Here is a 20,480-nt window from a genome sequence, read left to right as displayed (position 1 = left end):
GGCGGAACGGCCCGCCATCGACGGAGCGTGGATGACCTGGCGAACTAAAGTGGTTTGGAGCGAGGGGATGCTGCTGCAGCCCCAGCACCTGCAGCAAAGCGAGCGCCATGCCGACCACGCGCGGCATCTGTTGTTGCGGACCACCGCGCCCTATGCCTGGGGATTCGCCGAACTCGAGATCGACGCCGCCGCGCTCACGCTGGGCAAGCTGGCGCTGGTGCGTGCCGTGGGCGTGTTCGGCGACGGCACGGTGTTCGACATGCCGGCGGTCGACCCGCTGCCCGAATCCATCGACATCCCTTCCACGATGCGCGACGAGGCGGTGGTGCTGGCCCTGCCGCTGCGCCGCGCGGGCGCGCGCGAGGCCGATGCCGAGGCCTACGAGGACCTGGTGCGCCACCGCGTGCTCGAGACCGAGGTGCCCGACTCCAATACCGCTGGCGAGCGCACCGCCGTGCTGCAGCTGGGAGCGCTCAATGCGCGCCTGCTGCGCGCCGGCGACGCCACCGACGCCTGGACCACGCTCACCGTCGCCCGCGTGGTCGAGCGCCGTGCCGACAACCAGGTGCAGCTCGACCGCGCCCTGCTGCCGCCCCTGCTCGACGTGGCCGCCCATCCCGCGATTCGCGGCTGGCTCGACGAGTTGCTGGGCCTCTTGCGCCAGCGCGGCGAGGCGCTGGCCGGGCGCATGACGCAGGGTGGCACCGGCGGCGTCGCCGAGATCGCCGACTTCCTGCTGCTGCAGACCGTCAACCGTAACGAGGCGGTGTTCGCGCATCTCGCGAAGAGTGCGACCCTGCACCCGCAGCGCTTCTTCGAGCAGGCGCTGGCGCTGGCCGGCGACCTCGCGAGCTTTCGCGATGCCCGCCGCGTGGCGCGCTTTCCGCCCTACGTGCACGACGAGCTCGCGATGAGCTTCAAGCCGCTGATGGACGACCTGCGCCGCAGCCTCTCGATGGTGCTGGAGCAGTCGGCCATCCGCATCGAGCTGCATGACCGCAAGCACGGCGTGCGCGTGGCGCTGATCCCCGACGTGGAGCTGCAGCGCAACGCCACCTTCGTGCTCGCGGTCAACGCGCAGATGCCCGGCGAGGCCCTGCGCGCGCGCTTCCCCACGCAGGTCAAGATCGGCCCGGTCGAGCGCATCCGCGATCTCGTCAACCTCGCCCTGCCCGGCGTCACGCTGATGCCGCTGCCGGTGGCGCCGCGGCAGATCCCCTTCCATGCGGGCGCCAACTACTTCGAGCTCGAAACGCGCAACAGCGACCTCTGGCGCCAGCTCGAGCAGTCGGGCGGCATGGCGATGCACATCGCGGGCGACTTCCCCGGGCTGGACTTGGCCTTCTGGGCGATTCGATCATGACGACCCCCGACCCCTTCGCCGCTTTCGAGTCGGAGCGCACGGTCATCAAGCCGAAGCCGCGTGCGCCGGGCGGTGCGGCGCCGCTGCCGCCGCCTGCCTCCATGGGCAGCGCCGAACCGCTGCCGGCCGAGCTCGGCGAGCTGGGCCTGCTCAATCCGGTGGTCTCGGCGGCCGGCAAGCTGCTGGTGCTGATGGGCCAGCTGCGCAACATGGTCCACGCGCCCAACGTGCCGGCACTGCGCGCCTCGGCCGCCGACGCCGTCAACCAGTTCGATGCCGCCGTGCGGCGCGCCGGCGTCTCCAACGACTCTGTGATGGCGGCGCGCTACGTGTTGTGCACCGCGCTCGACGAGGCGGTGGCCAACACCCCGTGGGGCGCACAGGCCGGCTGGAACAAGCAGAGCCTGCTGGTGCAGTTCCACAACGAGACCTGGGGCGGCGAGAAGGTGTTCCAGCTGCTGGCCCGGCTCGCGCAGGACGTGCCCACCCACCGCCACCTGCTGGAGCTGATCTACAGCGTGCTGGCGCTGGGCTTCGAGGGCCGCTACCGCGTGGTGGAGAACGGCCGCGCCCAACTCGACAGCGTGCGCCAGCGCCTGGCCGAGTTGATCGCCAAGGAGCGCCCGCCGGTCGAGGCCGAGCTCTCGCCGCACTGGCGCGGGCAGGGCGCCGGCACCGTGCGGCTGCGCGAGTCGCTGCCGATGTGGGTGTTCGCGGCCGGCTTCGCGCTGCTGCTCGCGCTGGCCTGGTTCGGCTTCCGGCTGGCGCTCAACCAGCGCTCCGACGCCACCTATGCGGCCGTCTCCGGCCTGCGCGTGCCCAACGTGCAGATCGCGCCGCCGGCCATCCTGGCCAAGTCGCCGCGGCTCGCGAAGTTCCTCGAGGCGGAGATCAGGCAGGGCCTGGTCACGGTCACCGACGAAGCCGATCGCAGCACCGTGCGGCTGCGCGGCGACAGCTTCTTCGGCTCGGGCAGCGCCGACCCCATGTCGCAGTCGCTGCCCGTGCTGCACCGCATCGGCCAGGCGCTGGCCGAGGTCAAGGGCGAGGTGCTGATCACCGGCCATTCCGACAACCAGCCGATCCGCTCGATGCGCTATCCCTCCAACTGGCACCTCTCGGCCGCGCGCGCCGAAGCGGTGAAGGGCGCACTCTCCACGCTGGTCGAGCCCGCCCGCATGCGCGCCGACGGCAGGGCCGATGCCGAGCCCGTCGCGGCCAACGACACGCCCGCAAACCGCGCGCGCAATCGGCGCGTCGAGATCGTTCTGCTCTCCCCGTCCGAGCGTGTGGCCGCCGAGCTGTCGGAGTCCAAGCGATGATCAAGAAGCTCTTCGGATGGCTCTTCCATCCCGTGCTGCTGGCGCTGCTGGCGCTCATCGTCGTCGCGTTGCTGGTCTGGTGGATCGGCCCGCTGGTGCGCATCGGCGAGCTGGCTCCGCTGGAAAGCGAGCTCGCGCGCGCCGTGCTGGTCGGCGCGATCGTGCTGCTGGTGTTGCTGCGCGCCGCCTGGCGCCGCTGGCGCGTGCGCAAGGCCAGCCAGCACCTCACCGACGGGCTGATGAAGGCACCGGCCGCGCCAACCGCCGCCACGGGCGACGACGGCGGCGAGCGCCAGGTGCTGGACGCGCGCTTCACCGAAGCCGTCGCCACGCTCAAGAAGATGCGCCTGCACGCCGCCGGCCGCAAGCCGGGTTGGCGCGATTGGCTCTCGCTCTCGGGCGGCAGCTATCTCTACGACCTGCCCTGGTACGTCTTCATCGGCGCGCCCGGCGCGGGCAAGACCACGGCGCTGGTCAACTCGGGCCTGTCCTTCCCGTTGGCCGAGAAGTTCGGCCCCGGCGCGATCCGCGGCATCGGCGGCACGCGCAACTGCGACTGGTGGTTCACCGACGACGCGGTGCTGATCGACACCGCCGGGCGCTACACCACCCAGGACAGCCACCAGGCCGAGGACAAGGGCGCATGGGAGAGCTTCCTCGGCCTGCTGAAGAAGGTGCGCCCGCGGCGTCCGCTCAACGGCGTGTTCCTCACCGTCAGCGTGCAGGACCTGCTGTCGCAGAACGCGGAGGCGCGCAGCACGCTCGCGGCCTCGATCCGCGCGCGCCTGCTGGAGCTCGACGCCAAGCTCGCCACGCGCCTGCCGGTGTATGTGCTGGTCACCAAGAGCGACCTGCTCTACGGCTTCGCCGAGTACTTCGCCGACCTCGGCAAGGAGCAGCGCGCGCAGGTCTTCGGCTTCACGCTGCCGGCGCAGGAGGGCGCGGTGGTCGACGAGAAGGGACTCGCCGCTGCCTTCCATCGCGAGTTCGGCCTGCTGCACGGGCGCGTCAACGATGCGCTGATCCAGCGCATGCAGCGCGAGACCGAGGGCACGCGGCGCGCCGCGATCTTCGGCTTCCCGGCCCAGTTCGGTTCCGTCGAGCCGCTGCTCGCGGACCTGCTCGACCAGGTCTTCACCGGCTCGCGCTTCACCCAGCCGCCCTGGGTGCGCGGCGTCTACTTCACCAGCGGCACGCAGGAGGGCAGCCCGATCGACCGCGTGATGGGCGCGCTCTCGCGCAGCTTCGGGCTGGAGCGCGCGATGCTGCCGCCGCAGAAGAGCAGCGGGCGCAGCTACTTCCTCACCTCGCTGCTGCGCGACGTGGTCTTCCCCGAACAGCGCCTGGCCGGCGCCGACGTCAAGCTGGAGCGCCGCCGCCATGCGCTGCGCGTGGCCGGGCTGGCGGCGATGGCGGGGGTCACGCTCGCCCTGCTGGCGGGCTGGGGCTGGAGCGGCTGGCGCAACCTCGAGTACCTGGAGGCGGTCGATGCGCGCATCGCGCCCGCGCGCCAGCAGCTCGCCGCGCTGCCGGCGCGCGTGTCGAACCTGGTCGAGGTCGCGCCCGTGCTGCAGGGCCTGCGCAACATCTGGAAGGTGCCCGAGAACCGCGAGGGCGACGAGCCGTTGTCGATGACCCTGGGCCTCTACCAGGGCGGCAAGCTCGACGCCGCCGCCATGCTGGCGCATCAGCGCGCGCTCAACGAGGTCTTCCTGCCGCAACTGGCCAAGCGCATCGAGGACCAGCTGCGCACCGCGCAGAAGGACAACCTCGAGTTCAGCTACGAGGCGCTCAAGACCTACCTGATGCTGCACCAGCCCGAGCGCTTCGACGCCGAAGCACTGAAGGCCTGGATCACGCTCGACTGGGCGCGCAACCTGGACCGCGGCATCCCCGAGGACCAGCGCAAGCTGCTGGAGGACCAGCTCGACGTGCTCATCGCGCAGGGCCCGCCGCGCTCGCCGCTCAAGATGGACGAGGCCCTGGTGCGCAACGTGCGCGCCGTGCTCGCCAGCTACCCGCTGGAGCAGCGCGTCTTCAGCCGCCTCAAGCGCCAGCGCCTGGGCAAGGACATCCCGCCCTTCAGCGTCGCCGCGGCTGCCGGTCCCGCCGGCCCGCTGGTCTTCGAGCGTGCCAGCGGCAAGCCGCTCGCCGACGGTGTGCCGGGCATGTTCACCTACGACGGCTACCACAAGCGATTCCAGAACGAGGTGACGGTGGTCACCGGCCTGCTGGCCAGCGAGGACCCGTGGGTGCTCGGCCAGGAGCGTGCTGCGGCCGACCGGCTGCGCGACGCCGCCGCGCTGGGCGCGCTGACCGACCGCGTGCGCCGGCTCTACCTCGAGGAATACGTGAAGGTGTGGGAGGCCCTGCTGGCCGATGTGCGCCTCGTGCGCGCCACCGGGCTCGAGAAGAACATCGAGAGCGCACGCATCCTCTCGGGCGTCGGCTCGCCGCTCGCAAGCTTCCTGCGCGCAGTGGTCAAGGAGACCACGCTGACGCCGGCCGAGCAGCAGGGCAGGGATGTCGTCACCAAGGCCAGCGAGACCGTGCGCAACACCCGCAAGGGCCTGGAGGAGCTGTTCGGCGGCGATCCCAACAAGCCGGTGGCCACGGGCAAGCGCATCGAGAGCATCGTGGATGATCGCTTCGAGCCGCTGCGCCGCATGGTCACCTCGCCCACGCCCGGTGGCCCCGCGCCCATCGACGACGCGCTCAAGCTCTTCAACGAGGTCTACGTCTACCTCACGGCGGTCGACACCGCGGTCAAGAGCCGCACCTCGCCGCCGCCCGGCGACGTCGCGGGCAAGCTCAAGTCCGATGCCGGCCGGCTGCCCGAGCCGGTGCGCTCGATGGTCGAGAACCTGAGCCAGTCCGGCGCCACCCAGGCCCGCCTGGCCGAGCGCGGCAGCCTGAGCCTGGACCTGCGGCCGGTCACCGAGTTCTGCAACCGCGCGATTGCCGGGCGCTACCCCTTCGTGCTCGCCAGCAAGCGCGACGTGCTGCCCGAGGACTTCGGCCAGATGTTCGGCCCCGGCGGGCTGATGGACGAGTTCTTCCAGAAGCGCCTGGCCGCGCTGGTCGACACCAGCACCCGGCCGTGGCGCTACAGGCCGGTGGCGGAGCAGGGCGCCATCACGGCGCAGGCCATCGCGCAGTTCGAGCGCGCCGCGCGCATCAAGGAAATCTTCTTCCGCGCCGCCGGTCGCACGCCGGCGATGCGGCTGGACTTCAAGCCGGTGGAGATGGACGCCGGCATCACCCAGTTCATCCTCGACGTCGATGGCCAGCTGGTGAAGTACGCGCACGGCCCGGTGGTGCCGATGGCCGTGCAGTGGCCCGGGCCCAAGGGCAGCAACCAGGTGCGGGTGCAGGTCGCCCCGCCGTCGGCCAGCGGGCCGTCGGGCATGGCGGTCGATGGACCGTGGGCGCTGTTCCGCGTGCTCGACGATGGGCAGCTGGAGGCCGGCGACGCGCCGGAGAAGTTCTTCATCACCTTCCAGGTGGGCGCGCGCAAGACCCGATTCGAGGTCACGACCAACAGCGTGCAGCATCCGATCCGCTTGCGCGAGTTGCGCGAGTTCGCTTGTCCGGAGGGCCTGTGATGCAAGACGAGGGCTCGACGGCCGCGCCGGGCTGGTTCGGCAAGCTGCCCGGCATGGGCGACTTCGCCCAGCGCCGCATGCCCATCGTGTTCCGCGATGCGTGGGACCGCTGGCTGCAGAACGGCTTCGCCAGGCTGCGCGCGTGGCACCCCGACTGGACCGAGCGCTACCTCAAGGCGCCGCTGTGGTGCTTCGTGCTGGGCGAGGGCGTGATCGACGCCTCCAGCTGGCTCGGCGTGCTGATGCCTTCGGTCGACGGCGTCGGACGCTACTTCCCGTTGACGCTGACGGCCGAGCTGGTGTCCTCGCGCACCGCGCTGGAGGGGGAGGTGCTGGCGCGCACACAGCGCTGGTGGACCCTGGCCGCGCAGGCTGCGCTCGAGGGGCTGGAGCACGATCTCGATGCGCTGCGTTTCGATGCGCGTCTTGAAGAGCTGTTCGCCGGCTACGGGGCCGAGGTCGCGGCGGGAGAGCGCTCGCCGCTGGCGCTGCCGGAGGTGGGGCACTCGCTGTGGTTCACCGATCCGGGGGGCGAACGGGGGCTGGGCATGACGAGCCAGGGGTTGCCGCAGGACGAGCAGTTCGCGGCGCTGTTCGGGATTGGGGGGGAGACGGGGGTGCGGCAGGAGGCGGGGTCATGAGCGCAGTCCGGTCGCCTGATTTTTGCCTTGCAGTTGGCGTGAGGCAGGAGCCGGGAATTCGCCCCGGCTCCTGCCTCGGAACGAGCGCAAGGTCCGAAAGAGCCCCGGAAGAGGTTGCCCCATGACCGAGCCGAACCCCAACCCGCGGACCCTGCCACCGAACGGCGCCGACGACCCCACCCAGGTCATCACCAACCGCCCGATGCAGGACGAAGGCGCCACCGTCATCACCGGTGCCGGCCCGACGCTCCTGTCCACCCAGGCACCCACCGTGGCACCGACCTCGCGCACATCGTCTAGCGCCAACGACCAGGCCGGCCTGCTCCCCATCGGCAGCCACCTCGCCGAATTCGAGGTCACGCGCGTCGTCGGCCAGGGCGGCTTCGGCGTGGTCTACGAGGCGTGGGACCCCACGCTGGAACGCGTGGTCGCGATCAAGGAGTACCTGCCCAGCTCGCTGTCCACCCGCCAGGGCGACGGCACCGTCGCGCCATTGTCGGAGCGGCACCGCGAGACCTTCGAGCTCGGCATGCGCAGCTTCATCAACGAGGCGCGCCTGCTGGCCCAGTTCGACCATCCCTCGCTGCTCAAGGTCTACCGCTTCTGGCAGGAACGCGGCACCGCCTACATGGTGATGCCCTTCTACCGCGGCGACACCCTGCGCCAGGCCCTGCACGCGATGCCGGGCGGCGCCGACGAGGGCTGGCTGCTGCACATCATGGACGGCGTGACGCAGGCGCTGTCGGTGATGCATGCGGCCCACTGCTACCACCGCGACATCGCGCCGGACAACATCCTCCTGCTCGAGAACTCGGGCCGGCCGGTGGTGCTGGACTTTGGCGCCGCGCGGCGCGTGATCACCGACAAGACGCAGGCCATCACCGTCATCCTCAAGCCCGGCTACGCGCCCATCGAGCAGTACGCCGAGATGCCCGACATGACGCAAGGCGCCTGGACCGATGTCTACGCACTCGCGGCCGTGATGCACGTCGCCGTGAGCGGGCGCGCGCCGCCGCCCTCGGTGGCGCGGCTGCTGGCCGACAGCTACGTGCCGCTCTCGGGCAACGAGGCGCTGCGCGAACGCTACGGCGCCCGGCTGCTCGCCGCCATCGACGCCGGCCTGGGCGTGCGGCCCGAGTCGCGGCCGCAGTCCATGGCGGCGCTGCGCGAGGCGCTGGGCCTGGACGGTGGCGCGACGCTGATCCGGCCGCCACCCGGGCCTTCGCTCACATCGGCAGGGGCGCGCATGCCGCCGCCTCCTGCGCCCGCGGCACCCGCCAAGGGCAAGGGCGCGGCCCTCGCCGGCGTGGCCGCGGTGGCCGTGCTGGCCGCGGCCGGTGGATGGTGGTGGTGGCAAGGCCGCGCCGTCGGCGTCGACGACGGCAAGCCGCCCATCGTCGCCGCGCCATCGCCGCCCGCCGAGGTCGCGCAGGCGCCCGCGCCGCCACCGCCACCGCAGGCCGTCCAGCCGCGCACGCCGGCCGAGTCGTTGCAGTCGCTGGCCGAGGGCGCCGCGCCCGGCTTCGAGGTGACGGCGAGCCCGCGCAAGAGCGAGGTCGCCATCGGCAAGGACAAGCTGGGCTTCGAGCTGCGCAGCAAGCGCGAGGGCTACGTCTACGTCTACCTGCTGTCCAGCAGCGGCGAGCTGTTCCTGCTGTTCCCCAACCTGCTCGACAAGCACAACAAGATCGCCGCCGGCCAGAGCTTCGCGTTGCCGCGCGCCTCCTGGCCGATGGACGCGGGCGGACCGGCCGGCGTCAACCAGTTCGCAGTGCTGGTCAGTGCGCAGGAGCGCGACTTCAGCGGCTCGGGCATCCAGAGCGAGGGCGTGTTCCCGCAATTCCCGCTGCCGGTACTGGCTGCGCTGGAGGCCGCACGCGGCAGCGGCCCCCCACCGCTGCTGGGCAAGCCGGTATGTGCCCCAGGCACGCCGTGCAACGACGCCTACGGCACGGCTTTTTTCAAGATCACGGAGAAGTAATCGTCTTCAAGGCGGCGGGCACTCGCACCCCTCCCTCCAGACCAGGAGATTTCGCATGAACAGCACCCAGCCTCTCGTCCCGAAGCCTCTCGCGACCCTGCGCCTGGTCATCGCCGCGGCCGTCTCGACCCTGCTCGCTGGCTGCGCCACGATGCCGGCACCCAACGCTGCGTCGGCCGCGTCGACCGTACCGACTGCGCCCATTGCGCCGGCGGCGGCCGCGCCGGCATCGGCGCTCGCGCCCGCCGCGCCGGAGCCTGTGGCGTCGCGCCCGTCCAGCGCCAACGCCAGCGTGGCCGGCCAGGCGCGCAGCTTCTCCACCCAGCTCGCGACCTACACCGCCGTGACCTACGAGGCCCTGCCGGGCTGGGGCCGCGACGACTTCTCCGAGACCTGGCCGGCCTTCCTCGGCAGCTGCAAGGTGCTGACCGGCCGCGGTGCCGAGTGGCGGCAGGTCTGCCAGCGCGCGCTGGCGGTGGACGCGAAGAGCAACCCGGCCATCCGCGGCTTCTTCGAGCGCGAGTTCTCGGCCTACCAGATCCGCGACGACGACCGCCGGCCGGACGGCGTGGTCACCGGCTACTTCGAGCCCGAGATCGCGGGCAGCCGCAACTACGCGCCGCCGCACATCTACCCCGTCTACGGCCAACCCGAGGACATGCTGTTCGCCGACGCGCGCAAGCTGCCGCGCGGCAGCGGCACGGTGGCCGCGCGCGTGCAAGGCCGCAGCGTGGTGGTGCAGCAGGGCCTCTCCACGCGCGACATGGGCGCGCCGGGCCTCTACGCGCTCGACCTCTCGGGCATCACGCGCGACACGCTGGACCGCAAGGTGCGCCTGCGCATCGAGGGCCGCAGCCTGCTGCCCTACTACACCCGCGAGGAGATCGAGACCAAGGGCGCGCCCAACGCCCGCGTGCTGGCCTTCGTGAGCAGCGCCACCGCCCTCTACGAAATGCAGATCCAGGGCTCGGGCCGCATCCGCCTGCCCAGCGGCGAGATCATCCGCGTCGCCTATGCCGAGCAGAACGGCCAGCCCTTCCGGCCCACGCTCGCGCAGTCGAAATCGGGCAAGGCCCTCAGCCGGGTGAAGACGCGCGGCCTGTCGCTCGAACTCGAGCTGGACGACGGCGACGACGAGGTGGAGGACACGCCCGCCATTCGCACACGCGGCTTCACCTTGGCGCTGCCGGCGTCCAGCGGCGCGGTGGTGGTGCCGGGGCGGCGCTCCGCCGGCCCGGTGATCGGCTCGGGCATCAAGGACCCGAGCTACGTCTTCTTCAAGGAAGCAGGCGGCGGCACCGGCGGGCCGGTCGGCGCCTTCGGCGTGCCGCTGTCGGCCGGGCGCTCGATCGCGGTCGATCCGCGCAGCACGCCGCTGGGCTTCCCCGTCTTCGTCTCCACGCGCACACCGGACGGCGGCGCGCCGATGCAGCGGCTCACCATCGCGCAGGACACCGGCGGCGCGATCCGCGGCGCGGTGCGGGCCGACTACTTCTTCGGCAACGGCCAGCAGGCTGCGGCTCAGGCGCGGCGCATGAAGGAGCGGGGGCAGCTGTGGATCCTGCTGCCGCGCGGGCTTGCGGTGGCGGCGGCGGCGAGCTCGTCGATCCGCACGCGCGGCGCGGCGGTGGGGGCGGATCTGCCGCAGTGCCTGGTGGAGCAAGAGGACGCCTGTGTCGATGACTAGGCTTACTTGCTTCGTCTGGGGTCTTGGCGGGAGGCGTTCGTTTGATTTCGGACGTTGCTGTTGGTGTGAGTCCGGAGCCCGGAATTCGCCCCGGCGGGCGAGTCACTTTCTTTGTCTCGCCAAAGAAAGTAACCAAAGAAGGGCGACCCCACTGCGCGAGTCCCTTCGCTTCGCTACGGGCAACCTGCGGTGCTCGCTTCAGGCGGGGTCCGCGCAAACTCGCTTCGCTCAAGCACGCGCGGCCCTTTTTCCGCCTGAAGCTGCGCTCCTCGGCACGCGCAGAGGGGAATGGATCGGGCCATCGCTTCGCTCGGCCGCCAACGGACTCGCTGCGCGAGGCCTGGAACAGGGGCATGCGGATGCGCTCGAAGGTGAGCACAAGCACAAGCACGAGCACGAGCACGAGCACGAGCATGCGGATGTGCATGTGCATGTGCGCGAGTGCCAGCGCCAGCGAGGACCAGAAGCTCACGCCCACCTGCACTCCACACAAGGACGCGCCATGGCGCGTTGGATTCCAAGTCCCCTCTGGCCGCGCCGAGGAGCGGAGCTTTTCGCGGATCAGGGCCGCGCGTGTTTGAGCGAAGCGAGTTTGCGCGGACCCCGCGAAAAGCGAGCACCGCAGGTTGCCCGCACCTTCGCTGCGGGTCGCGGCCAGTGGGGTCGCCTTTCTTTGGTTACTTTCTTTGGCGAAGCAAAGAAAGTGACTCGCCCGCCGGGGCGAATTCCCGGCTCCTGCCTCAAACCAACAGCAACGTACGAAATTCCCCTGCTGTTTTGCCCGCGTTCGAATTCTTGAGGAGAAAGCCATGGGTTGGACAATGGATGGAGCCGTGGACCCCGACGAGGGCCTGCGCCTGCTCGACCTCGTGCCCGGCGAGCACGGCGACGACTTCTGGATGCTGGTCGAGGCCAAGGGCAAGCCGATCGAAGGCGAGGCGAAGCGCGAGTTCGAGGACGGCAAGCCGCGCCTGGAGGTGGCCGGCTTCCGCTACCAGATGGACGTGGTCTCGCCGCCGGGCTCCACCAAGGGCCAGCTGCGTGCGGCCGCCATCTTCGTGGTGCGCGACTGCGACGCCTCCACCGCCTCGCTCGCCAGCCTGCTGCGCGACCAGGTGAGCGACCTGAAGGTGGTGCTCTCCGTCTTCCATGCCGGCGGCGACACCGCCAAGGACATGCAGGCGCAGCTCGAGATCGAGCTCGGGCAGGCACGGCTGCTGAACCACACCATCCTGACCGGCCCCGGTCCCAAGCGGCCGCGCGAGATCCTGCAGATCGAGTACCGCGATCTCGAGATCCGCACGGCGCCGCAAGGCGGCAGCGGCCTGCGCGGCGCGGTGCGCACCTGCAGCTTCAAGAAGTGAAGAAGGAACGAGGGCAATCGCCATGACCGCCACCAGCGCCGCCGAATACCTGCAATCCGCCGATCCCGCCGGCGCGCTCAAGGCCCTGACCGAGGAGGTGCGCGCGAGGCCGGCCGACAGCAAGCTGCGCGTCTTCCTCGCGCAGCTGCTGTGCGTGCTGGGGCAGTGGGAGCGCGCGCTCAACCAGCTCGGCGTCGCGGCCGAGCTCGATGCGCTGGCCGTGCCGATGAAGCAGGTCTACGGCGAGGCGATCCGCTGCGAGGGCCTGCGCGCGGAGGTCTTCGCCGGCACCCGCACGCCCATGGTCTTCGGCCAGCCCGACGAATGGCTTGCGCTGCTGATCGAGTCGCTGCTGCGCCGCGGCCGCGGCGAAGCCGAGCTGGCCGAGGACCTGCGCCGGCGCGCCTTCGATGCCGCGCCCGCCACCGCCGGCACGCTCGACGGCCAGCACTTCGAGTGGCTGGCCGATGCAGACATGCGCCTGGGCCCGGTGCTCGAGGCCTTCGTCAACGGCCGCTACTACTGGATTCCGTTCGCGCGCCTGGCGCAGGTCCAGTTCGAGCCGCCGGAGGACTTGCGCGACTGCGTCTGGCTGCCCGCGCACCTGCAGTTCGAGAACGGCGGCGAGAGCCTCGCGCTGGTGCCCGTGCGCTACGAGGGCAGTGAGAAGAGTGCCGACGGCGCGCTGCAACTCGCGCGCAAGACCGAGTGGCGCGATCTCGGCTCCGAGGCCTGGGCCGGGCTCGGGCAGCGCATGCTCGGCAGCGATGCCGGCGACCATGCCGTGCTCGACGTGCGCGAGATCGTCTTCGCGCCCCAGGAACAAGCGGAAGAAGAGGGCGGCGCGAATGCCTGAGCTCACCGTCCAGGAGCGCCTGCAGCCCTCGCTGCTCGACCGCCTCGTGGACCATGCGCCCGGCGAGCAGCGCGAGAGCGACGACAAGCGCACGCTGACGCGGCAGGCGCTGCGCCAGGCCGTGCTGCGCGACCTGGGCTGGCTCTTCAATGCCACCGGCCATGGCCTCGCGTACGACGACAAGCGCTATCCGCACGCGGCGCGCTCGGTGCTCAACTACGGATTGCCTATGCTGTCCGGCCAGTTCACTTCATCCGTTCAGCGTGTCAGCATGGAACAGGCTCTGAAGAACGCCATCCTGCAGTTCGAGCCTCGCATCCTGGCTCGCACACTCGAAGTTGAACTCGTCATGGAAGGCTCGGCACTCGACTCCCACAACCGGATCGGCCTGCAGATACGCGGGATGCTCTGGGCCCAGCCCGTGCCGCTGGAGTTCCTGATGCGCAGCCGGATCGACCTGGAAGAGGGCCGCATCGAGATCCAGGACATGTCCAATCCAGGGGCGCAGCGCTAGGAAATGGACCCGCGCCTCTTGTCCTTGTACGAGCAGGAGCTGCGCTATTTCCGCGAGAGCTCGGCCGAGTTCGCGCGGGCCTTCCCGAAGATCGCCAACCGCCTCGGCATCGAGGGCCAGGAGGTCGCCGACCCTTATGTCGAACGGCTGATCGAGGCCACCGCCTTCCTGTCGGCGCGCGTGGCCCTCAAGCTCGATGCCGAATACCCGCGCTTCACCGGGCACCTGCTGGACATCGTCTATCCGAACTTCATGGCGCCGACGCCCTCGATGGCGGTGGTTTCCATGGCCATCGATCCCGACGACGCCAGCCTCGCCACCGGACCCACGCTGCCGCGCGGCAGCGGCCTGCGCGCGCGCGCGGCGGTGGGGCAGAACACGCATTGCGAGTTCCGCACCTCGCGCGCGCTGCGGCTCTGGCCGATCGAGGTGCGGCGCGTGCAGTACTTCAGCTACGCGCCCGACCTGCCGCTGGCGCAGCATCCGCAGTCGCGCGAGATCCGCGGCGGCCTGCGCATCGCGCTCGCCGCCACCGCCGGCCTGCGCTTCGACCAGATCCCGATGGACGAGCTCGTGCTCCATTTCGGCGGCGCGGAGGACGTGGCCTGGCAACTGCACGAGTGCATGCTCGGCAAGCCGCTGGGCGTGCTGGTGCAGCCGCTGGCCGCCGGCGGCAGCGCCTCCGGTGCGGCCGGCAGCGCGGTGCGATCGCTGCCCGCGAGCGCGGTGCACCCCATCGGCTTCGAGGACGACGAGGCGCTGCTGCCCGTCACCGCCACCGGCTTCTCCGGCCATCGGCTGGTGCAGGAGTACTTCGCCTTTCCGCAGCGCTTCCAGTTCGCGCGCATCGCGGGGCTGCAGTCGCTGCTGTCGTCGATGGCGGTGACCGAGATCGAGATCGTGGTGCTGTTCTCGCGCGGCGATGCCGCGTTGGAGAAGCTGGTCGGCCTCGGCAACGTGCAGCTGCACTGCGTGCCGGTCATCAACCTCTTCGGCAAGCGGCTCGACCGTGTGCCGGTCAGCGAGGGTGTGAGCCAGTTCCACCTGGTGCCGGACCGCACCCGGCCGCAGGACTTCGAGCTGCACACGGTCACCGAGGTGGTGGGCCATGGGGCGCCCGGCGGCGCAGGTGCCCCGCCGGAGCAGGTCTTCCTGCCCTTCTACGCGGCCTTCCACGGCAGCCGCCACAGCCATCCCGCCTACTTCACCACCACGCGCGAGCCGCGCATGATGTCGGCGCGCCAGCGCAGCGAAGGGCGCCGCAGCAGCCACATCGGCTCCGAGCTGTACATGCAGATCGTCGATCCGCAGCAGGCCCCTTACGACGGCTCGCTGCGGCAGCTGGCCGTCAGCGCGCTGGTCACCAACCGCGACCTGCCGCTCTTGATGCCGCTGGGCCGCGACAACGACTTCGACTGCGTCGATGCCTTTCCGGCGCAGCGCGTGCGCATGGTGCGTGGGCCCTCGCGGCCGGTCTCGCCGGTGGTGAGCCAGGGGCTGGGCTGGCGCGTGATCGATCACCTCGCGCTCAACTACCTGTCGCTGGCCGACAGCAGCGCGCAGGAAGGCGCCGCCGCGCTGCGCGAGATGCTGATGCTCTACGCGGCGCATGCCGACGAGATCCGGCAGAGCCAGGTGCGCGGCCTGCTCTCGGTGCGCGCGAAGCCGGTGGCGCGCCGCCTGCCGCTGGGCGGGCCGATCGCCTTCGGCCGCGGGCTCGAGGTCACCCTGGACGTCGACCGCAATGCCTTCCATGGCCACAGTGCCTTCCTCTTCGGCGCGGTGCTAGCGCGCTACCTGGCGCGGCACGTGGAGGTCAATCATTTCGTCGAGACCGTGCTGACGGCCGCGGGCCGGGGCGAGATCATGCGCTGGAGGCCGCTGTGCGGGGCACGCCCGATCCTGTGACGCTGCAGGCCGCTCGCGGCGAGACGGTCGCCGAGCGCCTTCAGGCCTGCGCGGACCAGCCCTGGGCCTACGACTACTTCGCACTGATGCGGCGGCTCGAAAGCCTCTGCGTCACGGCACCCCGCTGGGGCCGCGCGCTGCTGCCCGGGGCCGAGTCCGTGCGGGTGGGACAGGAGCCATCGCTCTCCTTCGCGCCGGCGAGCTTCAGCCGTTTCGAGGCGGCGACGGCCCATTCGCCGCCGCGGCTGCGCCAGCATTTCTTCGGCTACCTCGGGCCCAACGGGCCGCTGCCGGTGCACCTGAGCGACTTCATCCGCGAGCGGGTGCTCAACCACGGCGACCCGACCTGGCTCGCCTTCCTCGACACCTTCTCGCACCGCTTCGCGCTCTTCTTCTACCGGGCCTGGGCACAGGCGCGGCCGGCGGTCGGGCTGGACCGTCCGCAGGAGGACGGCTTTCGCCGCCAGGTCGGCGCGCTGGTCGGCATCGGCACCGCGGCGCGACAGGAGCGCGACGAGATCCACGACGACGCGCGCCTGCATTTCGCGGGCCGCCTGGTGCGCCGGGTGCACAACGCCGAAGGCGTGGAGGCGGTGCTCGCCAGCTACTTCGGCGTGCCGGTCCGGCTGGAGCCCTGGGTCGGCCACTGGATGGCGCTGCCCCCGCAGGAGCTCACCCGCCTGGGCCGTGGCGAGGCCGCCGGTTCGCTGGGCATGGGCGCGATGCTGGGGCGGCGCGCCTGGGACCGCCAGCACCGCGTGCGCCTGCACATCGGGCCGCTCACGCTGGAGCGCTACCGCGATTTCCTGCCCACCGGCTCGGCGCGGCCGGTGCTGCAGCGCTGGATGCAGCAACTGCTGGGCGGCGAGCTGTACTGGGACGCCGAACTGATCCTGGAGAAAGAGGAAGTGCCGCCCACGCGGCTGGGCGCGCACGCGGGCAACGCACCGCGTCTGGGCTGGGTGTCGTGGCTGGGCACGCGCCGCCGGAAGCGCGACGCGGCCGACGTGCGCATCGACGGCGACGCGCCTCTGCTGCTGCGCGCCGCGCTTGAATGAACCACCGGGGCCGTTCGTCCTGACGATGGAGAAACATCATGAGTGAAATCAGCCGCACCGCCTTGTTCGGCAAGCTCAATGCGCTCGCCTACAAGGCGATCGAGGGCGCCACCGTGTTCTGCAAGATGCGGGGCAATGCCTACGTGGAACTCGAGCACTGGTTTGCCCAGCTGCTGCAGCAGCAGGACTCCGACCTGCACCGCGTGATGCAGCACTACGGGCTGGACATTTCGGTGATCGCCAAGGACATGACGGCCGCGCTCGACCGCCTGCCGCGCGGCGCCACCGCCATCAGCGACTTCTCGCCGCACATCGAGAACGCCATCGAACGCGCCTGGACCTATGCCACGCTGCAGTTCGGCGAGGCGCAGGTGCGCACCGGCTACCTGCTGGTGGGCATGCTCAAGACGCCCAGCCTGCGCAATCCGCTGATGGGCCTGTCGAAGCAGTTCGAGAAGGTCAAGGTCGAGGACCTGGCCGACAACTTCGCAAAGATCTGCGACCCTTCGCCCGAATCGAAGATGCGGGCGCAGGACGGCACCGGCATGGGCAGTGCAGCCCCCGGCGAGGACGCCGGCGCGATGGCCCCCGCCGCCATGGGCAAGGGCGATGCGCTCAAGAAGTTTGCTGTCGACCTCACCGAGAAGGCGAGGAAAGGGGGGATGGATCCGGTGACCGGGCGGGACGAGGAAATCCGCCAGATCGTCGACATCCTGATGCGGCGCCGCCAGAACAACCCGCTGCTCACCGGCGAAGCGGGTGTCGGCAAGACCGCGGTGGTGGAAGGCTTCGCCCAGCGGCTGGCGCGCGGCGACGTGCCGCCGCAACTCAAGGAGGTGAAGCTGCTCACGCTGGACATCGGCCTCCTGCAGGCCGGTGCCAGCATGAAGGGCGAGTTCGAGCAGCGGCTGCGGCAGGTGATCGACGAGGTGCAGGCCTCGCCGACACCCATCATCCTGTTCATCGACGAGATCCACACGCTGGTGGGGGCAGGCGGCGCGGCCGGCACCGGCGATGCGGCCAACCTGCTGAAGCCCGCGCTGGCGCGCGGCAACCTGCGCACCATCGGCGCCACCACCTGGGCCGAGTACAAGAAGTACATCGAGAAGGACCCGGCGCTCACGCGCCGCTTCCAGGTGGTGCAGGTGCCCGAGCCCGACGAGACCAAGGCGATCCTCATGCTGCGCGGCGTGGCCAGCGTGCTCGAGAAGCACCACCGCGTGCAGCTGCTGGACGAGGCCATCGAGGCGGCGGTGAAGCTGTCGCACCGCTACATCCCCGCGCGGCAGCTGCCGGACAAGGCCGTGAGCCTGCTCGACACGGCCTGCGCGCGCGTCGCGGTCTCGCAGCATGCGATGCCGCCGGAGGTGGAGGACTGCCAGCGCCGCATCGAGGCGCTGACAGTGGAGCAGGAGATCATCGGCCGCGAGGAGGCGATCGGGATCGACGTGAGCAAGCGTTCGGCGCAGGTGCAGTCGTTGCTGGCCGAGTCGAAGGCGCAGCTCGAGAAGCTCGATGCGCGCTGGAAGGAGGAGAAGGGACTGGTCGACCGCTTGCTCGAATTGCGCGGCAAGCTGCGCGAGGGCAACAAGCCGATCGATGCGGCGACGGCCGAGGGCGTCGCCCCGGACCGCAGCGCACTGCTGGCCGAGCTGCACGAGCTGCAGACGAAGATCAGTAGCGTGCAAGGCGAGTCCCCGCTGATCCTGCCCTCGGTGGATTCGCAGGCCGTGTCGTCGGTGGTCGCCGACTGGACCGGCATCCCGGTCGGCCGCATGCAGCGCAACGAGATCGAGACCGTGCTCAAGCTGCCGGCGCTGCTGGGCCAGCGGGTGATCGGCCAGGACCACGCGATGGAGATGATCGCCAAGCGCATCCAGACCGCGCGCGCCGGCCTCGACAACCCCGGCAAGCCGATCGGCGTCTTCATGCTGGCCGGCACCTCCGGCGTGGGCAAGACCGAGACCGCGATCGCGCTGGCGGAGGCCCTGTACGGCGGCGAGCAGAACATGATCGTCATCAACATGAGCGAGTACCAGGAGGCGCACACCGTCAGCTCGCTCAAGGGCGCGCCGCCCGGCTACGTGGGCTACGGCGAGGGAGGGGTGCTCACCGAAGCCGTGCGCCGCCGGCCCTACAGCGTGGTGCTGCTCGACGAGGTGGAGAAGGCGCACCCCGACGTGCACGAGCTGTTCTTCCAGGTCTTCGACAAGGGCTTCATGGAGGACGGCGAGGGCCGCAGCATCGACTTCAAGAACACGCTGATCCTGCTGACCACCAACGCCGGCACCGAGCTGATCGCCAGCCTGTGCAAGGACCCGGAGTTGATGCCCGACCCCGAGGGCATGGCCAAGGCCCTGCGCGAGCCCCTGTTGAAGATCTTCCCGCCGGCGCTGCTGGGCCGGCTGGTGACCATCCCCTACTACCCGCTGTCCGACGAGATGCTCGGGAAGATCGTCGAGCTGCAGCTCAAACGCATCAAGAAGCGGGTGGAGGCGCGCTACCAGATCCCCTTCGAGTATGGCGACGACGTGGTGAAGCTGGTCGTCAGCCGCTGCACCGAGAGCGAATCGGGCGGCCGGATGATCGACGCGATCCTCACCAACACGATGCTGCCCGACATCAGCCGCGAGTTCCTGAACCGGATGATGGAAGGCAGGCCGATCGAGCGGGTGCAGGTGCGCGTGGCCGAGGGGCAGTTCGCCTACGGGTTCTGAATGCGAAGAAGAGACGCGCCTCGTCGTGGAACCGATCGGGAGTAGTGGCCACTCACCGTCGACACATGACAAGGAGCAGACGCCGATGAGCAACCCTTCAAATTCCATCGTCCAACCCACGCCGTCGGCCGAAGCATTCGGCCCGGCGCTGGAGTGGGCCCGGGCCCGGGCACTGCACGAGGCCGGCCGGTTCGACGAGGCCGAGCAAGGCTACGAGCGCGTCCTCACGGCAGCGCCGGGCCATGCCGAGGCCCTGCATTTCAAGGGCCTGGCGGCGCACCAACGCGGCGACCATGCGCGGGCGATCACGCTGATCCGGGCGGCCATCGCGCTCGACGGCCGGCATTTCGGCTGGTACATCAATCTCGGCAATGTCCTGCTGCTGGCCGACCAGGCCGACGCGGCGGGCGAGGCCTACGCGCAGGCCCTGCGGCTGGCGCCGCAGCGCGCCGACATCCACAACAACCTCGGCGTGTTCCAGAACGAGCGGGGGCGGCTCGGGGAAGCGGAGTCCACCCTGCGCCGCGCCCTCGCACTGGACCCGGACAAGGCCGAGATCCATGCCAACCTCGGGCGCGTGCTGCTGCGCCTGTCGCGCAACGAGGAGGCACGCAGCTGCCTCGACGAGGCCCTGCGCCTGAACCCCGAGCTCATGATGGCGCGCCCCTTGCTCGGACTGATCTACCGCAGGCTCGGGCGGCCGGACGCGGCGGCGCAGGTCTACCGCGACTGGCTGGCGCGGGACCCCGGGGACCCGACGGCGCTCCATCATCTCGCAGGCTGCTCGGGCGAGGCCGTGCCGGAGCGCGCCGCCGACGCCTACGTGGAACGCACCTTCAATGCCTTTGCCAACACCTTCGACAAGACGCTGGCGGAGCTGGACTACCGCGGGCCGGCGCAGGTTGCCGAGGCCGTGGCACGGCGCCTGGGCGAGCCGAAACGCGCGCTGGACGTGCTGGATGCGGGCTGCGGCACCGGCCTGTGCGGCCCGCTGATCGCACCGTACGCGCGGCACCTGGCCGGCGTCGACCTGTCGCAGCCGATGCTCGACAAGGCGCGGCTGCGGGGGGGCTACGACGCGCTGACGAAGGCCGAGCTCACTGCCTTCCTCGAGGGCGCCCGGGCGGCCTCCTGCGACCTCATCGTATCGGCCGACGTGCTGATCTATTTCGGCGAGCTGGGCAGCCTCTTCCAGGCCGCGGCGAAGGTCCTGCGGCCGGGGGGCTGGCTGGTCTTCACCGTCGAGGCCTTGGCCGGGGAGGAGGCCGCCGGCTTCCGGCTCCACCCTCACGGCCGCTACAGCCATCGTGAGAGCTACTTGCGCAAGGTGCTTGTGGATGCGGGCCTGGTGGTCGAGGAGTTGGAGCGGGCAGATCTGCGCGTGGAGAGCGGCGAGCCCGTGGACGGGTGGGTGGTGTCGTGCAGGAAAGAGGCGCTGTCCCCGGCGGACTAGCAAGCAGAAAG

13 protein-coding genes are annotated in these 20,480 nt (G+C 70.6%); all 13 read left to right on the top strand.

Annotated elements, in window-relative coordinates:
* Positions 1-31 precede the first annotated feature (31 nt).
* The 13 genes from tssK to E5P3_RS27830 all read left to right on the top strand — a co-directional run bounded on the left by tssK (position 32) and on the right by E5P3_RS27830 (position 20,469).
* On the top strand, positions 32-1,363 hold the full coding sequence (tssK, locus tag E5P3_RS27890) for a type VI secretion system baseplate subunit TssK (protein ID WP_162588915.1): 1,332 nt from the start codon (positions 32-34) through the stop codon (positions 1,361-1,363).
* Complete coding sequence (locus E5P3_RS27885; protein ID WP_162588914.1) at positions 1,360-2,685, top strand: DotU family type VI secretion system protein; 1,326 nt, start codon at positions 1,360-1,362, stop codon at positions 2,683-2,685. The genes tssK and E5P3_RS27885 overlap by 4 nt, the downstream gene beginning before the upstream one ends.
* Entirely contained in the window at positions 2,682-6,290 is a 3,609-nt protein-coding gene (gene tssM, locus E5P3_RS27880; RefSeq protein ID WP_162588913.1) for a type VI secretion system membrane subunit TssM, read from the top strand. Before E5P3_RS27885 ends, tssM begins: the two co-directional genes overlap by 4 nt.
* Positions 6,290-6,931: a type VI secretion system-associated protein TagF gene (tagF, locus tag E5P3_RS27875; RefSeq protein WP_162588912.1), complete on the top strand. Its 642-nt coding sequence runs from the start codon at positions 6,290-6,292 to the stop codon at positions 6,929-6,931. The genes tssM and tagF overlap by 1 nt, the downstream gene beginning before the upstream one ends.
* Positions 6,932-7,052: 121 nt before the next feature.
* Positions 7,053-8,912 carry a serine/threonine-protein kinase gene (locus E5P3_RS27870; protein WP_162588911.1) on the top strand — a complete coding sequence of 620 codons (1,860 nt, stop codon included), beginning with the start codon at positions 7,053-7,055 and terminating at the stop codon, positions 8,910-8,912.
* Between the two features lie 55 nt (positions 8,913-8,967).
* Positions 8,968-10,599: a murein transglycosylase A gene (gene mltA / locus E5P3_RS27865; RefSeq protein ID WP_232073348.1), complete on the top strand. Its 1,632-nt coding sequence runs from the start codon at positions 8,968-8,970 to the stop codon at positions 10,597-10,599.
* An 809-nt stretch (positions 10,600-11,408) separates the two neighbouring features.
* Complete coding sequence (locus E5P3_RS27860; RefSeq protein ID WP_162588910.1) at positions 11,409-11,963, top strand: hypothetical protein; 555 nt, start codon at positions 11,409-11,411, stop codon at positions 11,961-11,963.
* A 22-nt stretch (positions 11,964-11,985) separates the two neighbouring features.
* Positions 11,986-12,819 (top strand): type VI secretion system accessory protein TagJ, encoded by an 834-nt coding sequence (locus E5P3_RS27855; RefSeq protein ID WP_162588909.1) that lies wholly within the window; start codon positions 11,986-11,988, stop codon positions 12,817-12,819.
* Positions 12,812-13,333 carry a type VI secretion system baseplate subunit TssE gene (gene tssE, locus E5P3_RS27850; RefSeq protein ID WP_162588908.1) on the top strand — a complete coding sequence of 174 codons (522 nt, stop codon included), beginning with the start codon at positions 12,812-12,814 and terminating at the stop codon, positions 13,331-13,333. The genes E5P3_RS27855 and tssE overlap by 8 nt, the downstream gene beginning before the upstream one ends.
* Positions 13,334-13,336: 3 nt before the next feature.
* Complete coding sequence (gene tssF / locus E5P3_RS27845) at positions 13,337-15,241, top strand: type VI secretion system baseplate subunit TssF (protein WP_162588907.1); 1,905 nt, start codon at positions 13,337-13,339, stop codon at positions 15,239-15,241.
* Positions 15,217-16,299 carry a type VI secretion system baseplate subunit TssG gene (gene tssG, locus E5P3_RS27840; RefSeq protein WP_443083270.1) on the top strand — a complete coding sequence of 361 codons (1,083 nt, stop codon included), beginning with the start codon at positions 15,217-15,219 and terminating at the stop codon, positions 16,297-16,299. Before tssF ends, tssG begins: the two co-directional genes overlap by 25 nt.
* Positions 16,300-16,337: 38 nt before the next feature.
* Positions 16,338-19,016, top strand: coding sequence for a type VI secretion system ATPase TssH (gene tssH, locus E5P3_RS27835; protein ID WP_162588906.1), 2,679 nt, complete (start codon positions 16,338-16,340; stop codon positions 19,014-19,016).
* Positions 19,017-19,101: 85 nt separating this feature from the next.
* Positions 19,102-20,469: a tetratricopeptide repeat protein gene (locus tag E5P3_RS27830; protein WP_162588905.1), complete on the top strand. Its 1,368-nt coding sequence runs from the start codon at positions 19,102-19,104 to the stop codon at positions 20,467-20,469.
* Positions 20,470-20,480 lie beyond the last annotated feature (11 nt).

It is taken from the genome of Variovorax sp. RA8 (genome assembly GCF_901827175.1).
In the GTDB taxonomy this organism is placed as follows: domain Bacteria; phylum Pseudomonadota; class Gammaproteobacteria; order Burkholderiales; family Burkholderiaceae_C; genus Variovorax.
The sequence above is the reverse complement of the archived record's forward strand: the minus strand, read 5'-3'. Positions and strand labels throughout refer to the sequence as shown.